Source organism: Mesorhizobium sp. M4B.F.Ca.ET.214.01.1.1 (genome assembly GCF_004791545.1).
Classification (GTDB): Bacteria; Pseudomonadota; Alphaproteobacteria; order Rhizobiales; family Rhizobiaceae; genus Mesorhizobium; species Mesorhizobium abyssinicae.
This window is the reverse complement of record NZ_SRUX01000009.1, coordinates 270,070-285,915: the sequence shown is the minus strand read 5'-3', so window position 1 is coordinate 285,915 and position 15,846 is coordinate 270,070. Positions and strand designations below refer to the sequence as shown.

At 60.5% G+C, this 15,846-nt stretch carries 27 protein-coding genes; 4 read left to right on the top strand and 23 right to left on the bottom strand.

Annotated elements, in window-relative coordinates; all coding sequences use genetic code 11:
* Positions 1-400 (bottom strand): response regulator (locus EN857_RS19895; RefSeq protein WP_135897656.1); only part of this gene is annotated, 400 nt, incomplete at its 3' end.
* Positions 401-935: 535 nt separating this feature from the next.
* On the opposite strand from EN857_RS19895, the gene EN857_RS19890 reads away from it, so the two are divergent.
* A complete protein-coding gene (locus EN857_RS19890) occupies positions 936-1,115 on the top strand; it encodes a hypothetical protein (RefSeq protein ID WP_135897655.1) in 180 nt (59 codons plus the stop codon).
* Positions 1,116-1,182: 67 nt separating this feature from the next.
* On the opposite strand, the gene EN857_RS19885 is transcribed toward EN857_RS19890, so the two are convergent.
* From EN857_RS19885 to EN857_RS19835, 13 genes are all read right to left on the bottom strand, one after another.
* On the bottom strand, positions 1,183-1,902 hold the full coding sequence (locus EN857_RS19885) for a hypothetical protein (RefSeq protein ID WP_135897654.1): 720 nt from the start codon (positions 1,900-1,902) through the stop codon (positions 1,183-1,185).
* 1 nt (position 1,903) lies between these two features.
* On the bottom strand, positions 1,904-3,625 hold the full coding sequence (locus EN857_RS19880; protein ID WP_135897653.1) for a hypothetical protein: 1,722 nt from the start codon (positions 3,623-3,625) through the stop codon (positions 1,904-1,906).
* Positions 3,625-4,044: an HK97 family phage prohead protease gene (locus tag EN857_RS19875; RefSeq protein ID WP_135897652.1), complete on the bottom strand. Its 420-nt coding sequence runs from the start codon at positions 4,042-4,044 to the stop codon at positions 3,625-3,627. Before EN857_RS19875 ends, EN857_RS19880 begins: the two co-directional genes overlap by 1 nt.
* Positions 4,032-4,298 carry a hypothetical protein gene (locus tag EN857_RS19870; protein ID WP_135897651.1) on the bottom strand — a complete coding sequence of 89 codons (267 nt, stop codon included), beginning with the start codon at positions 4,296-4,298 and terminating at the stop codon, positions 4,032-4,034. Before EN857_RS19870 ends, EN857_RS19875 begins: the two co-directional genes overlap by 13 nt.
* Positions 4,295-4,555, bottom strand: coding sequence for a hypothetical protein (locus EN857_RS19865; protein WP_135897650.1), 261 nt, complete (start codon positions 4,553-4,555; stop codon positions 4,295-4,297). Before EN857_RS19865 ends, EN857_RS19870 begins: the two co-directional genes overlap by 4 nt.
* Positions 4,546-4,797, bottom strand: coding sequence for a hypothetical protein (locus EN857_RS19860; protein WP_135897649.1), 252 nt, complete (start codon positions 4,795-4,797; stop codon positions 4,546-4,548). Before EN857_RS19860 ends, EN857_RS19865 begins: the two co-directional genes overlap by 10 nt.
* Positions 4,797-5,210 (bottom strand): P27 family phage terminase small subunit, encoded by a 414-nt coding sequence (locus EN857_RS19855; RefSeq protein WP_135897648.1) that lies wholly within the window; start codon positions 5,208-5,210, stop codon positions 4,797-4,799. The genes EN857_RS19860 and EN857_RS19855 overlap by 1 nt, the downstream gene beginning before the upstream one ends.
* A gap of 123 nt (positions 5,211-5,333) precedes the next feature.
* Positions 5,334-5,531 carry a hypothetical protein gene (locus tag EN857_RS19850; protein ID WP_135897647.1) on the bottom strand — a complete coding sequence of 66 codons (198 nt, stop codon included), beginning with the start codon at positions 5,529-5,531 and terminating at the stop codon, positions 5,334-5,336.
* Positions 5,528-6,277, bottom strand: coding sequence for a hypothetical protein (locus EN857_RS19845; protein ID WP_135897646.1), 750 nt, complete (start codon positions 6,275-6,277; stop codon positions 5,528-5,530). The genes EN857_RS19850 and EN857_RS19845 overlap by 4 nt, the downstream gene beginning before the upstream one ends.
* Positions 6,274-6,435, bottom strand: coding sequence for a hypothetical protein (locus EN857_RS34830; RefSeq protein ID WP_189522820.1), 162 nt, complete (start codon positions 6,433-6,435; stop codon positions 6,274-6,276). Before EN857_RS34830 ends, EN857_RS19845 begins: the two co-directional genes overlap by 4 nt.
* Complete coding sequence (locus tag EN857_RS34825) at positions 6,432-7,109, bottom strand: ATP-dependent Clp protease proteolytic subunit (protein ID WP_189522819.1); 678 nt, start codon at positions 7,107-7,109, stop codon at positions 6,432-6,434. Before EN857_RS34825 ends, EN857_RS34830 begins: the two co-directional genes overlap by 4 nt.
* Positions 7,110-7,114: 5 nt before the next feature.
* Positions 7,115-7,642 (bottom strand): hypothetical protein, encoded by a 528-nt coding sequence (locus EN857_RS34820; protein ID WP_189522818.1) that lies wholly within the window; start codon positions 7,640-7,642, stop codon positions 7,115-7,117.
* Positions 7,643-7,701: 59 nt separating this feature from the next.
* Positions 7,702-8,004: a hypothetical protein gene (locus EN857_RS19835; protein ID WP_128333389.1), complete on the bottom strand. Its 303-nt coding sequence runs from the start codon at positions 8,002-8,004 to the stop codon at positions 7,702-7,704.
* Between the two features lie 167 nt (positions 8,005-8,171).
* Here EN857_RS19835 and EN857_RS19830 point away from each other — a divergent pair, with 167 nt between their 5' ends.
* Positions 8,172-8,405 carry a hypothetical protein gene (locus tag EN857_RS19830; RefSeq protein WP_135897644.1) on the top strand — a complete coding sequence of 78 codons (234 nt, stop codon included), beginning with the start codon at positions 8,172-8,174 and terminating at the stop codon, positions 8,403-8,405.
* A gap of 62 nt (positions 8,406-8,467) precedes the next feature.
* Here EN857_RS19830 and EN857_RS19825 read toward each other — a convergent pair whose 3' ends face one another.
* The 6 genes from EN857_RS19825 to EN857_RS19800 all read right to left on the bottom strand — a co-directional run bounded on the left by EN857_RS19825 (position 8,468) and on the right by EN857_RS19800 (position 12,121).
* Positions 8,468-9,145 (bottom strand): hypothetical protein, encoded by a 678-nt coding sequence (locus tag EN857_RS19825; RefSeq protein ID WP_135897643.1) that lies wholly within the window; start codon positions 9,143-9,145, stop codon positions 8,468-8,470.
* Entirely contained in the window at positions 9,142-9,798 is a 657-nt protein-coding gene (locus EN857_RS19820; RefSeq protein ID WP_189522817.1) for an HNH endonuclease, read from the bottom strand. The genes EN857_RS19825 and EN857_RS19820 overlap by 4 nt, the downstream gene beginning before the upstream one ends.
* A complete protein-coding gene (locus tag EN857_RS19815; protein ID WP_135897641.1) occupies positions 9,776-9,982 on the bottom strand; it encodes a hypothetical protein in 207 nt (68 codons plus the stop codon). The genes EN857_RS19820 and EN857_RS19815 overlap by 23 nt, the downstream gene beginning before the upstream one ends.
* Positions 9,979-10,281: a hypothetical protein gene (locus EN857_RS19810; protein WP_135860020.1), complete on the bottom strand. Its 303-nt coding sequence runs from the start codon at positions 10,279-10,281 to the stop codon at positions 9,979-9,981. Before EN857_RS19810 ends, EN857_RS19815 begins: the two co-directional genes overlap by 4 nt.
* A 107-nt stretch (positions 10,282-10,388) precedes the next feature.
* On the bottom strand, positions 10,389-10,934 hold the full coding sequence (locus EN857_RS19805) for a hypothetical protein (protein WP_135860021.1): 546 nt from the start codon (positions 10,932-10,934) through the stop codon (positions 10,389-10,391).
* The gene (locus tag EN857_RS19800) at positions 10,934-12,121 is read right to left on the bottom strand and encodes a site-specific integrase (protein ID WP_135897640.1); all 1,188 of its coding nucleotides are present in this window, start codon (positions 12,119-12,121) and stop codon (positions 10,934-10,936) included. Before EN857_RS19800 ends, EN857_RS19805 begins: the two co-directional genes overlap by 1 nt.
* Before the next feature lie 576 nt (positions 12,122-12,697).
* Here EN857_RS19800 and EN857_RS35810 point away from each other — a divergent pair.
* A complete protein-coding gene (locus EN857_RS35810) occupies positions 12,698-13,252 on the top strand; it encodes an ankyrin repeat domain-containing protein (RefSeq protein WP_245511282.1) in 555 nt (184 codons plus the stop codon).
* A 2-nt stretch (positions 13,253-13,254) separates the two neighbouring features.
* Positions 13,255-13,593, top strand: coding sequence for a c-type cytochrome (locus EN857_RS35805; RefSeq protein WP_245511283.1), 339 nt, complete (start codon positions 13,255-13,257; stop codon positions 13,591-13,593).
* 271 nt (positions 13,594-13,864) lie between these two features.
* On the opposite strand, the gene EN857_RS19790 is transcribed toward EN857_RS35805, so the two are convergent.
* From EN857_RS19790 to EN857_RS19780, 3 genes are all read right to left on the bottom strand, one after another.
* Complete coding sequence (locus EN857_RS19790; RefSeq protein ID WP_128346764.1) at positions 13,865-14,512, bottom strand: outer membrane protein; 648 nt, start codon at positions 14,510-14,512, stop codon at positions 13,865-13,867.
* Positions 14,513-14,603: 91 nt separating this feature from the next.
* Positions 14,604-14,816, bottom strand: a complete 213-nt coding sequence (locus EN857_RS19785) for a hypothetical protein (protein WP_127391529.1) — start codon at positions 14,814-14,816, stop codon at positions 14,604-14,606.
* Positions 14,817-14,869: 53 nt separating this feature from the next.
* Positions 14,870-15,721 (bottom strand): alpha/beta hydrolase, encoded by an 852-nt coding sequence (locus tag EN857_RS19780; protein WP_127391528.1) that lies wholly within the window; start codon positions 15,719-15,721, stop codon positions 14,870-14,872.
* Positions 15,722-15,846: the final 125 nt, after the last annotated feature.

Genomic DNA, 15,846 nt, shown 5'->3' with positions numbered 1-15,846 from the left:
AGGTCAGCTCGATTAGATGCCTGATGAGGTCATCGGGCATAACGGGTTTCACAAGACGCCGAACGCCCGAGAATTCGCTTGGGACAATGGTCCGGTCATACCCGGTGACGAATATGAACGGGATGCCGTGCGCCTTCAATTCGGCCGCGACGGCGAAAGTCGCGGCCGCACCAAGCTTAATGTCAACCGTGGCGCATTCGACGTCGTCGCTGGCGATTTTCCGCGATGCATCTTCAGGATTAGCCACAGGGCCAATTACCCTGCCGCCAGCTTCTCTGATCGCCTCTTCGAGTTCGACTGCGATCAGATACTCGTCCTCTACGACAAGGACTCGGCGTCCCTGCAGTGGCGCTGCCGGCTTGAACTGGACTGAATTATTGGGAACGACAGAACACAACATCGACGCCCCCTTTGGGTTGTCGGGTCATGAAGAGAACTTATACCTATTATTGAGGGGATTTGCGAGTCAATTTGGCGAGAACCGAATAGCCCGGCTGCTCAGCAGCATGGCAGAGCGACAGGATCGGGCGCCGGGCTATTCAGTAGGCCCGCTGCAGGGTTGGGGAGCTGGCAACGGGGATTTATGACGTGCTTAACGTCGTGACAGGCCACCCAGTTCCCGACAATTTTAGTGCCGGCCGGCAACCCTCTAATGCCGACCTTTCAGGAACCTAGCCTCGCGTAGCAGCGAATTCCAATCGGTTCCAACCAGCTCGATCAGCTGCTTGGCCTCTTCCTCCCCGATGCCAGTCTCCCTCGTAAGTCGCTCTGCCAGCAGCTTTAGATGGGCTTGGCGATCACCCCCATTGTCGATTGCCGGGCACATGGGTTGTTACCTCCAATTTGAAGAGGAACCCATGAAGCTAGCTTTTGTTTCGGCCCGCGAAAGCATACGCTAATATTTGAGGACGAATCGTCAACTTAGGAGGCGCGTCATGGATTCGCCAAGCAAGCTGGAGAACTTGCGCTTTGTTGCATCCCTGCTGGGCGTAATCCGCCATCGGATGCATGAGGATGGTGAAGATCTGCTGACGTACCTAATAGACATTGCGTATCTGGAGGCTAGCGATCGGCTGAAACAAAAAAGCCCGCCGGTCGAAGCCAGCGTGGAATAAACGACCCCAGAGCCCGCCACCGGTGTTCGATCAATTGGATATTGCGCTCGGCTCTGGTGTCAATCGGTTAAGCCCAGCTCGAGGCGACAAGTGCTTCGAAGCCTGCCGACGACGAGCATCCGACCGTGTATGCGCTCGTGGCAGATGCTACGGACGCGTGGCCTGCGGCCGCGCGCATATTGGTCCCGCCGCTGCCGTGCTGGCGATCATCGTCGGCAGTGACGCCCGACAAGGTGAAGGCGCCGGTCGAAGGCTCGACGCCTCCGAAAGCGCCGATGACGACGCTGAGATCTGACGCCGCGAGGGTAGAATCTGATGGGTCGTTGCCAGTCGCCTTGACAGTATCAACTGGCGTCGATGATGCCAGGCCTGTGATGGTGTAGACGTTGATCAGGCCGGCCGGTAGCAGCCCACTCCATGACACGACGATGTCGACCGTGGTGCCGGTGCTCACCACCCCGGACATGAGGCCGACCTGCACGCCTTCGTTCACTCCATCGTTGATGCCGATTTGGTCGATGATCGCCCCAGCGCCACCTGACCCGTTGAACGTGGCGCCAGTGAAAGTTCGTTGCGCAGCCGCGGCGCGAACGATGTGGCCTGTTACGACGACAAGCCTGCCGGTTTCAGCAGCGCCGATATCGACGCCGTTCTGGGTGATCGAATTGACAGATCCCGATGTCGTGAAGGTGCCGCGATGGGTGACGACTGGACCGGTCGGGCCACCACCGCCGCCGCCGGCATTCGGGTTGTTAAAAAATGATCCTGTCGAGAGCAGCATGGCCATTTCACCTTTCAAAGATGGCGATTGAGTACGGCTCGCAAATTGCCCTGGCGATGTCGCGGGCGCCGGCCGTGATGTCGAACACCGCGCCATCGATCAAGTCGTCGATCGTGCCCTCACAGGCCACTTGCGAGGGATCGAATCCGCCGCCGTAGACCATCAAATCGGTGAGAAGATCGGTGAGGAGACGAAGCTCGCCGCCGCCAGGAACAAACGTCAGCCGCCGCGGAATGCCGCCGGCCGTCTCCGAGATGATTTGGTCGGTCTGACCGTCGAAATAGTACGACGCGGTGGAACTCGCGCCGGAGATCGAGCGCGTCGTGCCGAGATCGAGGTCGGTGAGGTAGGACGTGGTGCCGCCGACTGGCAAAAAATATAGCTCATCAACGAATCGCTGCAGATCAGGCGGGCCGAGATCGCGCGAGCCGATCGCTTCTATCTGGTACGGCACAGACTTGGTGAACTCGACGGCGCCGGTCGTGCCGTTGACGCGGGAAACGGTTGCCGCATCGGTCCATACAACCAGGTCGCCATCGTCATAAACAGCATAGCGAAGCGCGTCGGCAAATGTCGCCAACACAGACGTGCTCTTGAGCGTCCCCTGGCTCGAGAACGTTGCTTTGACCAGGTCATTGTCGGCGCAGAGGTAGAACACCGCGTCGCTACCGCTCACCGGGCCGGGCGTGATGCATTGCAGGTCGGAATAGCCCTGCCAGGAAGCCGTCGACTGGTAGGCCCTGGTCACGGTGTCGGCAGTGAGGCGATAGCAGAACACCTGTTCGTTGAGGCCGAAGCCGACGACGAGCGCGGTTGAGGTGCTGACATCAACCAGACAGCCATCGACCAGCGAACTGTTTGTCGCCGAGTCGCCTGACGTTGCAACCACGGCGCCAGTGCTTCCGTCGCACAATACCGCGTCCCAGTCCCCCGTGCCGCTGGCGCTCGCGAAATAGAACAGCCGGTCGAGTGTTCGGCTATAACGAAAGGCCCGATAATAGTTGTAGATGTCCGGCTCGCGATCGAACGTGAAATACTGCTTCGCCGCGGGGATCGAGTAGAGGAAAATGTCCGTATCGTCGAAGCCGTAAAGCTTCGACTGGTCCCAGACAGGAATCAGGTTGCGGGCATTGGGGGTGCCGGCAAAGGTCGTGTAGATGTCGTAGTTATGCGCATTTGCGCCATCCTGAATCCACTCACCTTCGAAGACTGGCGGCGCACCCAGCCCCTGAATATCGAAGTCTGTGAGTACGATATCGAGATAGCCGCGGTGGGCCGATACGTTGTTTTCCCCTTCCTCGGCAACCATGGTTGGATCGCGGCCCTGGGTGCTCTTGCCATCGAAGGCCCGGAATTTAAGCCCCTTCTGCCTGTAGGACTGCGTAGCGTCGTAAATGAGTTTGCCGTTTGCGTAGAGCTTTCTGAGCGTCCATGTCGAGTTCGGAACCAGAGGACGGGCGAAGCGAAGCCGGCACGACATATCGCTGGTCGTGGTCGTGATTTGGTCCCACCACTCCATATGCGTCGAAGTGACGGTGAGGATCGGCGGCACCCAGATATAGGCCGAAGGGAGGCGACATTTGCCCCAGACAACGGGGATTGTCTGGCCATAGGCCGACGTGGGAAGCGTCGTCTGGATCGGTGACGCTTCAGGAACATCCGGCGCCGTTGGCGTTCCGCCGAAATTCCAGTGGCCGATCGGCCGTAGGTTGAAACCGCCAATCGCCATTATGCAACCCCCGCGGTGAAATGCAGGAGCCGTGCGGCCGGGTTTGCCGGCACCTCGCACACGCTGATTTCCGGAAGCGAAAAGACCTCGCGGCAATGCCTGACTTCTGGCGTGATCGGCCTCGCCAGACCGACGATGGGCGCGCCCAAGGAAAGCCCGGTGGCGCGGCCATCTTCGGTCATCTCAAAAGCCAGCCGGCCGCGCTTCGCGTCGAGGTCCAGCCGGCCGATCGCCAGAAGGCCGACATCGTCTTCCCTGAACTCAAGCCAGCGCCCGATCTCTTCGCCTTCGTGGCCGAGCAACATCTTTGGCTGAAAATTGCCGGCCGCCAGAAGCTTGGAGAATGCGCCGCGGCTGACGATGACATCGTGCATCACAACGCCCCAGGCGGTCGCGTGGCCGGCGATCAGAGGGGACATTCCGACGCCTCCAAGAGAGCTCGCTGCAACTCAACTGCCTGCTCAAAGGACTGGTCGAAAAGAGTTGTCATCGAATTCGGCTGACATTCGGGATCGCAGCCCAGCGGCTCGACATCGCGCGGCAACGGACTCATTTCCCATGGTCGCAAGCCCAAGGCGCGATGCAGCGCTTTGAAGTCGTTCGCTCTGAAAGCCTCTACCGCTGCCGGCGTGATGACGATCCGATTCTTCGACTTGCTGCCGCGCCGCTTCATGGCCGGGGATCTCCGTATGTCTGGAGCGCCCAGGCTGGCTTGTCCGTCCACCAATCCGGCCGACTGGCTAAGAATGCGGGGCCGAGCCTTGCCCATGCCGCAGGCGCATCAGCGAGTTTCTGAGGGTCGTCGTGCTCGATCGTGTAGCCAAGGTCGGTCAAATCGCCGAAGCCATCAGAGCCAGTTTGGAAAAGTTCGGCCCATGCCTCGACTTGGGCCGACACGTGCTTTTTGCCGTTGCGGCGTTTCACTGGCATCTCGCCGGTTCTCCGAACTGTGCCAGTGCCCAAATCGGGCCTTGCGTCTGTCTATTTGCCAGGAAGGTTGAGCCCAACACCGACCACGCCTCCGGCGCGTCTGCCTTCATCTCGGCTTCGCTGCAGTAGCCCAGCTCGATATGATCCCCGAACCAGTCGTGGCCGTATTCGAATAGGTCTTCCCATCGGCTCATTTGAGCCAGCAGCCTGTGCTTCTTGGAGGTGCGGCGCTTGACAGGCATCAGCCTCGATTGCTCCTGATGGCCGGAGGTCTCGCACTCTCGGATGGCGGCTCATAGTCAAGGTCAAGCTCGCGAATAAGGCGCGCGAAACCGACCTTGGCGTCTCGCTCGATGGCCACTTCCGGCCGAGCCTTCGGACAGCCCTGAGCGTCAACAAAAGTCAGCCCGTGCTTCGCGATTGCGGCCCGAGCTGCTTGCATCCGCTCCCAGCTTTCACAGGCCGCCTGGAGCAGCCGCAAGTGATGGGACTCAAGCTGATACTCCCGCACGATCTCGTCCCACCATTTACGAGAGGCTGCGGACAGGTGCGCTGGCGCGGCGGGTGCCTTCACCGATGCGGAATAGTCCACACTCGCTGGCGCCTGGCTGACGATGGCAAGCTGTGCGGATGATTTCGGTCCTCTAGTGCCCATTATCTACTCCTCGCGCGTGCGGGTTGAACCGGGGAGTGAAAACTCTGCGCGTAGGGGGGCCACCGGTAGCCAGAGGGTCAGCTTGGCCGGTTTGCCTTCCCCCCCCATGGGGTCTCTGCATGGTCATGGGAACGGCCTCCAGCGACCATGACGGGCCGCGTCTTCCCACTCGTCGCGCAGGAAGTTCTCTTCGTCGATCTCTATGGGCAGTGGCGGGAATGCCTGGAGGTAGCAGGCATCGTCGGCTGTGTAGCCGTAGAGCCAGACTGTGCGCCTGTCCTCGCATAGCTGAGCGTCGATTTGCACCAGAACGTCACTCATCGCGCGTCCCTCGCGTCCTTGCCCTTCTTGACGCAGAGCTTCCATGCTGCGCCCTGTCCTGGCAGCAAGCCTTGTGAGCCTATTTCGGCGTGCCACATCGAACCGTCATGCGTGCAAAGGTGGCCGCGCTTGTACGTCTCACCGGCCTGCCAGACGCCTTTGTATTCAACCGCCGGCTTGCTCTCCAATTCGGCAACGCGCGCCTCGAGCGCCTTGCAGCGTTCGCCAAGCCAGATGAATTGCGCCTTTGAGACACCGATGTTCGTGCAGCCGAAGTCCAGACTGATGCGCGTATCCGGATGAAAACCATCCTTTCGGAAGTCGTCCATGGCCTGGGCGACGCAAATCTCAACCAGGTCCAACATCCCTTGGGCGAAGGCGTTGTGATTGTCCTCTGTCCTGACAACGCTGGGGTATTTGACCTGCTTGCGCAGAAGCGTCTCGTCGATCTCCCAGGCCCGATGCTGGACAGGTGAGGCTTTCGGCTTGGGAGCGATGATCTCCGAAGCCTCGCCGATCTCGATCTTGAAACGCTTGTCGCGTAGTTGGCCGATCAAGCCGTCGATGGTGTCGATCTCGGCCTTGAGCCGACGCTGAATCTCCATGTTCTGGTCGAGCGCATGTTTGTCGGTGTCGGCCTTGAACAGCGCTTGCTTCTCGGCGATCTGCTTGCCGAGCCGCGCAATCTCGCCGTCAACCTTGGCGAGGTCGGATTGACGCTGATCAACGATGACGGGCTTCTTCATTTCGTGCGCTTCCATGCGTCGAGGTCGCGCTGGTGGCGGAATTCCTCGCTGGCGTGGCGAAGGCGGCGCTCAACTGCGGTTTCGTTGAGCTTCACCGTGACATGCTTCCTCGGGCGCGGTGGGCCGCCGTTGAGTGTCACCTGTTTTGGCTTCTTCATTTCGGCACCTCGATTTCATGGATGAGACCATGCGCAAGACACCAGGCCAGCGGCTGCGGCTCGTCCTTTGCGGCCTCAATCGCTAGTTCAGCGAGATCGGCTCCAGAAGCATCGGCAATGACGTTGAGATACTGCTGATCCGACCACCGCAGCCGCCGCATCGATTCGAGGTGCCTATAGATCGTCCACCGTTCCCGATGGTCAGGCTGGTCGGCCGTGAGGTGCAGAAGAAATTCAGTGTTCGGCGAGGCAATGCGGACGTCACAGCCCATCGCGACAAGCACGCCGGCCGACATGCAGCGCCGGCCGAGCCTTGCGCGCTTCAAGGTTGCAGCGTGCCACCGTATCGCGCGAAAGATCCGGACAGCGGCGTCGAAGTCGCCGCCCTCGCTGTCGATGAAAACCTCGATGGTAGGACATAGGCGAGCCGCCTCCAATTGGTCGCAGACCGCGGTCGCCATCGCGTCGTCGACTTCGCCGACCATGTTGATGGGTGCGACTTCCGCCACTGACATGCAGACAACGTCGCGATCAATCTCGGCCTTGGCGCGCACCTTGGCCATCAACCGATCGCATGGCTCGAAGCCATTGCGGCGACGCTCCAGGGCTGCCGGGAGGAATTCCGCGATTGCGCCCTCGAGTGCTGCGATGCGGGCGAGGAGATCGGCGCTCATGCTGGTCAAGCCCGATCGGCGTGCTTCAGTGCGGCGCGGACGAGTCCAAGGCGCTCGATCGTCGGCGCACAGATGCCTGGAAGGCGGCTGACCTTGGCTAGATCGAAGCCTGCCGCCACGGCTCGGCCTCTGAAGGCGGCGCCATGGCCAAGCAGGGCTTCGAGATTGTCGATCGCCTCGTCGATAGCGGTTCTGAGCTTGCCGATGGGCTCGACAAGCGCCGGCCCGATGCTCGCCTCGAATTTCTGGACTTCCTCGTCGCGACGAGCCTTGGCCTGCTTCTCTGCGTCGAATAGCGGCTGGAGCAAGGCGCCGATCTCGTCGACATCGCGTTGGCTGATCGTAGGCGGCTGGCCGAGCGGCTGGTTGGCGAGCTTCCGGCCGGCTTCGATGTGGCGAGCCTGCCCTTCCTCGCGAGCGGCTACGGCCTTGCGAAGTACCGCCTCTGCCTCGGCTATCGAGGCCGGCTTTTCGGGGATGACAAGGAGCTTGTCGAAGTCGGGTTGAGACGCGGGCTTCAGACGGGCAAGCATTCAAGCGCTCCATTGGTTTCCTGATTTGGAGGATACGCGCGCGATTCCGCGCTGGCCCGTCATGCATGACGGTAAATTTTGGTCTTCAGCACATCGATGAGGTCACGCTCGCGAAGCGCGGGTTCACCAGACGAGCGCACCATGAAAACAAGATGTTCTGTGACCATCAGCGAAAGCGCCGACTCGCACACCTTCCGCCCGGCAAGCTTGCCCGGATCGATCGTCGGATACTTCGCCATCACGGCGGCTGCGACGAGATCGGGATTGAGAGCCAGGCCGAAAACCGCCTCCCGTTTTTTTTCGCGTTCGCGTCTTCGGCTCTGCGCCTCTCGCCATTGCGTCCGTTTGCGTTCGGCCGTCATGGCAGCCATCCAGCGACAACGGCCAGGATGGTGGCGAAGGCTATGGCGGTCAGGACGGCGGAGGCGATTGGTTGGCTGTGTGACAGCCGGTCGCGAACTGTGACGGAACCAAATGCAGCCCGAAGATGTTTCGCCCGCGTGAAGTTCAACCGCGCTGAGGTTGTCACGTGATCACGAACCCGACTGAACTGATCGATTTTGGAAGATCGCTGTTCTACGGCCGACACACCGCAAAGATCGCCACGCCTGTTTCGAGCGCATTTCAAAGAGGCGTCATCGCCGCTCGCATGGGGATGGAAATTGAGGACAACCCCTATCCGTTCGGGACAGATGCCCACATCGACTGGATCGACGGTTATGAGTCCTCGGTCGAGGTGGATCAGGCGATGGATCTGGACTGAGCAGGCTGACGCCACCCCAAGCAGGTCGAACGGGCAGCAGCCGTTTTTGTCGAGGCCACTCATCAGCCTGCCCTCCCGCGGTGACGGCCGGTCCAGCCGCGCCGTTCCATTTGCTTAAGAAGCGCGGAAGAAACAGGGCCGATGTGCTTGGGAGCTTCTGTCGTCTGTCCCCGAGATATAGAGGTAGTGGTGGCTTCCGCACCATGGATAGTAGTGGTGGTTTCCGCACTACAAAAATCGGGTTTGTGGTGCGGTTTCCGCACTGAAATCTGGCGTTTTCCGCCACTGGTGTTTTGTTTTTCAGAAGCCGCCCGCGCTGCACGCGCGAGAAGGTCGGCGGCCTCCATCGTCTCAATCTTCCGCCAATCGTCGGTCGGCTCGGTTAAGTCGGTCGGACGGTAGGTCAGCCGGAACAGATTTGGCCGGCGCCACTCGCCGTTGCCGGATCTGCCTTCCTGTGTGATCTCGACAAAGCCGAGCGCCACCACCTCGCGAATTGCTGGCGCGATGGCATGCCGGTGAATGCCATACTCCTCGAACTGGTCGAACGTCGTCGGCAGCTTGCCGTTGTCGTTGCCGCCGTGCTGACCCACCTCGATCTCAAGGCGAGCCAGGACGCGGTGCCCTGACAATGACAAAACCCTGAAAGCCGGCGACGCCTTCATCTCGATCAACTGCCAAGAGAACTGGCCGGCGATCGTCGTGCGCTTCCCTCTGCGGGCCTTGCCAGATGGCGTCATGTTGCGCCACCTCCGGCGAACTCGCCATAGTGCTGCTTCTCGGCCTCTCGCCGGGCCGCGATCGCCTTATCCTTGTCGGTGAACCGGCCGAGAGTGACGCAACGGTTGTCGAGCCCGATATAGGCTTCCCACCGCTGGGTGCTGGCCACAAACGAGACGCCTACTGTACCGCTGGAATTGCGCTTGCCAGGCCGCCTGTTCCTTGAGTTCTGGACCGGCGTCGCCTCTCGGAGGTTCTTCCACCGGTTGTCAGCACGCATGCCGTTTCGATGGTCGAGCAACTGCTTTGGCCAGCGCCCCGTCATCAGAAGCCAGATGACCCTGTGTGCCTTGTACAGCCTGTAATCGATCTCGACTTGCGTATAGCCGTGCGACGTCCGGGTTCCGGCCAGCGCACCAGTACGGCAACCCCTGGCAACACGCCACGTCAGCGCGCCCGTTTCGGGATCGTACAGGAGCAGTTCGCGAGCTCGCTCGGCCGTGAGTGCCGGCGCCCTTGCACGGCGTTCGGCGATCGTTATGGCTTGAGCAGAATCCGGCGATGATGTAATGTTGTAACAGTCTTGGTTCGCCGCCGAGATATCTCCTAAGGCCTGGTCGCTTCGCCCCGAGGCGACCGGGCTTTTTCGTTCAGGATGCGGGATGGTTGTCATTGACGACATCCCCCCTGATCGCATCGTGGTACATGCGTATGGCCTGACAGGCCTGCGCAGGCGTCATGTTGAAGTGGTCCTTCAACTCAACGACACTGGGTCGGGGGCGGAGGTATTTAGGCGTCCTGCCGAGCCAAGCAGCGCCTTCCATCAAAAGCTGAAGTTCGCGCTCGCCGGTCATCATGCGGCCCTCCGAACGAACTTGGAGGCAAGATGCCGGCAGAAGTCAGCGCGCCCGTACTTCACGAGTTTGGCCGAAAGCCGCAGATATTCCGGGCCTGTGCCGCGATTGCGATGCTTCTTCACCGCTGATGGCTTCACACCCTGAATGACGGCGAGGTCTTCCGGGTCGAAAAAGGCAGGGAGAGTTTCGTCGGTCGCGAGCGCTTCGTAGAGAGCCGCGCCGCTAAGGCCGGATGCGGCCCAGAAGCTCAGCCGGGCATTGAATGCCTTGGCTGCAGCGTTGGTATCGATGTCGTCCATTTTCGTCGCCCTGTGTTGGGAGAGCGACGGGAACCTTAGTTCCTACTCAGTCGCTCTCGGGGTTGATGAGGCGACTGGGAAAATCAAGCCGATGAGCGGCTAGAACACTATGGGTTTCTAAGAAAGTCCCCGCACAGTAGCGCACAGCGGCGAATTTCTGACTCAAGCTCTTCCTCGGTGAAGGCTCCGATCTCTTTCACGAACTTCTTGTAGGTGTCGACCTGGTAGGCAGCGAGGTTTTCCGCTTCGACATTCTTTCGAAAGCTTGTGAGCTTTGACTTGTCGATCTTCGCGTACTTCGCCACGTAGGCGTCGCCCTTTCGGATGGCCAGATTTCTCCGATCGTGCAGCACCGTGACGCTTGCCGCCAAGAAAGCCATAGCGTGAACCTGGTTGGTCGGCTTGAGCGCGCCTCCTTTGCTATCTTGACGCTCTGAGCGGACCCAGTCGTCCCGCAACTCGCCCATGCGGCGCATGATCGGGAAGATCAATTCGGCGTCTATGCCGGTCTCGCTGAGATAGCGACGGACCAGACCAAGCGTCTGATACTCGTCGCCGTTGGCGGTTTTCAATTCGGCGGCTAGCTGCTCATGCCTCGCCAAAAGGATTACGGCATCGGTCGCACGCGCAATCGCAAGATCGTCGTGACTCATCAGCGAATTTCCTTCACATCGGCCGCGAGCTTTTGCAGCACGTTCATCGCGTCGGCAGCACGCTGCGCGCCGCGACGGCCAAGGCTCTCCGCTTTCGAGACATAGCGGTTCGTCATTGCCAGCGTTTTCCAGCCGAAAGCCTCGCGCAGCTCATGCGCCTCGGCGCCGGAGACTGCGGCCCAGGTCGCGGCCGTGTGGCGAAGTCCGTGCGGCGTTATCTGGTCGATGCCGGCGGCAGTGCAGACCGAATGCAGCACTTCGCGCAGCCGCTTATAGGAAACGGGCTGTGAGCCCTTGCGCCCCGAGAACACAAAGCCGAGCCGATGCGGCTGCCGGTCAATGATGGTGGCGGCATCCGTCGATAGAGCCCGGACAGAAGCGCCGGACTTGGTGTCGGGAAGGCGCGCGACCATCTTGGGAAGGTCGACCATGTCCCATGTCAACAGACGCGCCTCACTGACGCGCCAGCCCGAGACTGTGAGATATCGGATAAGGTCGCCGCAATCGCCCTCAACGACGGCCAAGGCCTTAACAAATTGCGGAAGGTCTTGCTCGTCGAGCCAGTCTTCCCGAGCCGTTTCCGTGTTCTTCTTAATGCCGATGCAGGGGTTGTCTTTTCGCCAGCCAAGCTCGATCGCCCGGCCCATCATTACCGAAAGCACGGCAAGGGAGCGGTTCGCGTCAGTAGGGTTCGCGCGCTTCTTGCGATGGAAGTCACGCACCATTTCGGCGGTGATGTCCGCAACTCGCTTGCCCTTGAAGTAGGGGAGGATGTTCCGCCTGATCCGACCGCGGTAATCCTTCCGGGTCTCTGGCTTCTTTGCCGCGATATGCGACTTATCGAAGTCGTCGACCAGATCCTCGAAAGGCGGTTGCGCCTTCTTGGCGGCTTTCGCGGCTGCGGGATCGTCTCCCACCTTGACGGCCTGCAGGATGGCCAAGGCCTCGGCCTTAGCTTTCTCGGCAGGGAAAACCGAATGTTCGCCGATGATGATCTTGCGACGCTTCCGTTTGCCATTCCGCTCCGGAAGCTCTTGGAACACCATAAAGGTTTTCGATGCTTTCCCGTCTGCCTTGCGACGAAGGCGAAGAGCGAAGCCGGCGAGCTTGCTATCTCGAACGATCAGTTCATCTCGGCCGGCGGGGAGGGTGGCTGACTTAACATAATTATCTGAAAGGATCGGCATCGTCCGTTTTCCCCTTGGGTAGCCGTGCGGGTAGCCGCGACGTGTCTACGCATGTCACCTTATCGGAACAAAAGGGGACGGTAAACCCTCGATCTTTCCTTTATTCACAATGCTTTCAGGAGAGATGGATACCCAATGGTGGACGGGCAGGAATTGACTTAAAATCCCTCGATCTCTGATCGTACGGGTTCGATTCCCGTCGTCCGCACCAGCGCACTGGTGCGATCACGGAATTACGCTCTGCGCTCATGTCGCTAAGTTCATCTGGCGGCGGATTTGATCCGCCCAGGCCGGCGTCTTACCCCAAAGCCCCCCGCCCAACAGGCGCCGGCCTCTTTTTATCCGAGATGACCTTGGAACTGAGCAATTCCGAACGGAAGACCTCCAGGCACTTTTTGGGCTAACGCTTCTCGAAAATCAGCTTTCAGTTGCGAGCCCTCTCCCGTCACTCGCGAAAGTCCCGATTTCGTCCGTTAGAAGTCGCTTAAGTAACCTTGTCGCGATTAGGCATTCGCACTAAACTCTGCCCTTCTCAAAGCGTGCCTAGTCCTCCGGTTTGTCACAAGGGGGTAGCGAATGCGCCACGTTTTGCTTTTGCTTCCATTGGTGCTTTTGCACATACCGATTGTAACGCATGCCGCCGCTATCCACGACGCCGCCACGAAGGGCGACGTGGCGGGGATCACGGCAGCGCTCGACGCAGGTGCCGGCGTCGATGAGAGCGATGGGAAGGCGACACCACTCTATCTTGCGGTCAAGGGTGGGCATTTCGCGGCGGCCAAACTGCTCCTGGATCGCGGTGCCGACGTCAACGCCGCCCCGACACCGGTTTTGGGTCCTGCCCTGATGCCGGCTTTGGCTAAACGCAGGATCGACTTGATCAAACTGTTGCTGGACGGAGGCGCAAATCCAAATTCGAAACGCAGCCGCGAAAACGCGATCCACATCGCGGTCAATCTCGGTTGCCTCGATTGCGTGAAGGCACTGGTCGAGGCCGGCGCGGACGTGAATGCGAAGACAAAGGACGGCAAGACACCGATCCATCTGGCAAGATTCAAAGGGCTGCGCGAAATCGCTGACTATCTCATGGCGCACGGCGTCGTCTTGCAACGCCATCCCCGATCTCGATGAAGTTGGCCACTGCCGATATTGAGAAAGGCCAAACCTCCTTCACCCACCTGTGTGCCGGTTGCCACAATGTCGAGCCACAGGGAGGGACCAAGACGGGGCCGAACTTGTGGAGCGTCGTCGGCCGCGACAAGGCCTCCATGACGAAAATGCGTTATTCCGAGACTTTGCTGGGCTGGGAAGGCGTGTGGACGTACGAGGACCTGAACAAATATCTGCTTGAGCCCATGGTCACTACCCCAGGCGTTTACATGGAGATGCCTGGTGTTCCGGACGAGACTGAACGGGTCAACCTGATCGCCTACTTGCGCACACTCAGTGACAAGCCAATCCCGCTACCCTGAGCCCGTCGTGCCTCCAGCACGATCCCGGCCCGGCCTCTCGGTCAGTTCGGGATCGAAAAAGGCGCTCCGGATTGCCCTGGTGCGATCACGGAATTACGCTTTTCGCTCGCGTCGCTAAGTTTATCTGGCGGCGGACTTGATCCGCGCAGGCCGGCGTCTTTCAGGCCCCACCCATTCCCCGCCCCCTGCGGGCGCCGGCCACCCCATTTCCGTCGAAATCGAAGTCCCTGAGCAACGGGGAGGTTTCGCGTCCTGGCGGGCTATCTCGCGGTCAGAATTTGTAGCTCAGGTTCACCCCCAGGGTGTGAAGCTTGACGTCCTGATCGCGGTCGTCCGGGATATCGAAGTGCTCCGAACGGAAATCGAAGTAGCGGTATTGGGCGCCAACCACGAATTTATCCGTCAGGGCATAGTCGACGCCGGCGCCGAGCGTCCAGCCAACTTCCGTGCGCGTGTCGGCAACGCCATTGCGTGACGCTTCGATGCCGGCGAAGGCGATGCCGCCAATGCCGTAGACCAGCACGCGGTCCATGGCATAGCCGGCCTTGGCATCGACGGAGCCGAACCATTTCAGCTCGGCGCCGGCGGAATCTCCGAGGCCGAGGTCCGCCGCGCCGTCGACCGAGGAATAGTTGAGATCGGCTACGGCGCCGAGCACCGCCTGGTCGAATTGCCAGAGGCCGGCGACGTGGCCGCCGATGAAACCGCCATCGAGGTCGGGCGAGGCGGAAAACGGCGCGCCGCCGCTCGAGCCCATGTCGGCGCGGCCCCAGCCATAGCCGGCCTGCAGGCCGGCATAATAGCCGGTCCAGTCGAAGCCCGGGGCCGTCATTGGCAGATCGGCGCCCACGTCCGCCGCCTGGGCCGACCCGGACAGCAGCGCAAGTAAACCGGCACTGGCGAGCGCCAATCGACGCATCGAGCTCTCCGAACTGGCGGTTTCGAAAGACTCCCTGGTACAACCTAGCCTTATTCGCCGCAAAACGGAATTGGCTTCATTCAACAACGGTTTACGCCGGCGGGTTGCGCACCCGATCCTCCAGGTCGCGCTGCTTCTCGAGAGGCGGTGCCAGACGGTTGAAGGCGAACTCGGACAGCACCGAGCCGGCGATGAAGATCAGGATCGGCACGCCCCATGTCCAGAACGAATGCAAGGTAAAGAATGCCAGTCCGGCAAGGCCGGCCGACACTGCGAAGATTGCGAACCTGATCGTCTCTGCCATTTTCCGCCAATCCGAATGATCGTCAGCGACCGACGAGCATTCCAGCTTCCTGGCTATTTGGCGTCGATGAAATCCAGCGCCGCCTTGCTGTATTCGTCCGGCGCCTGCAGCATGGCGAAATGGCTGGCGTTGGGCAAGATGATCAGCTTCGCACCAGGAATGACCGAGGCCATGTATTCGGTGTGCTCGCGTTTGATCGCCTCGTCATGGTCGCCGGCGACGATCGCCGTCGGCGTGGTAATCTTGCCGAGTTGTTCCTTGGTCCACGCCGGCTCGCTCTCCCACATATGGCTGATCTGCGCCACGAAGGCGTCATACTGGTCCGGTGTCTTCGACATCTTCTTGTAGTCCCGGCCAGAGCGCTCGATGTAGGCGGCAAAGGTCTTGTTGGTCATCACGCCGGGATCGACGCCATCGGTGGTGACATTGGCGGCCTGCGCAAAGAGCCTTGTCAGCCGTTCCGGATGATGCAGTGCGATGTCGATACCGATAATGCCGCCATCGCTCCAGCCGACAAGCGCGGTCTTGTCGATCCTCAAGTAGTCGAGCAGCGCCAGATAGTCCGACGCCATCAGGTCGTAGCCATAGGGCTGCTCCGTGCGGGTGGAGCGGCCATGGCCGCGGCTGTCGGCGACAATGACCTTGTGCGTTTTGGAAAGCGTCGCCACCTGGCTCGCCCAGATGTCGGCGTGGCCGAGGCCGCCATGGATGAGCAGAACCGGGTCACCCGCACCGAAAACGGCGTAGTACATCTGGATGCCGTTGACCGGCGCATAGCCGCTCTGCTCGGGTTTGGGCATGGCCACCGGCTCCGGCAATGTCTGCCAACGTTCCTCGGCTGCGGCAAGAGCGGTTGACGCTATCAACAAGACGACGACTGCGATCGCTTTCCAGAGACGGGTCATGTTTCCCTCTTACGGTTCGGTCCGCGGTCAGCATCGCCTTTTAACCGGGTTAGTCAACAAGCGTGGCCTGCCGACCGGATGCCGGCCGACGGCTCTGGCGGCACCCGCCGACATTTGCGAGACTG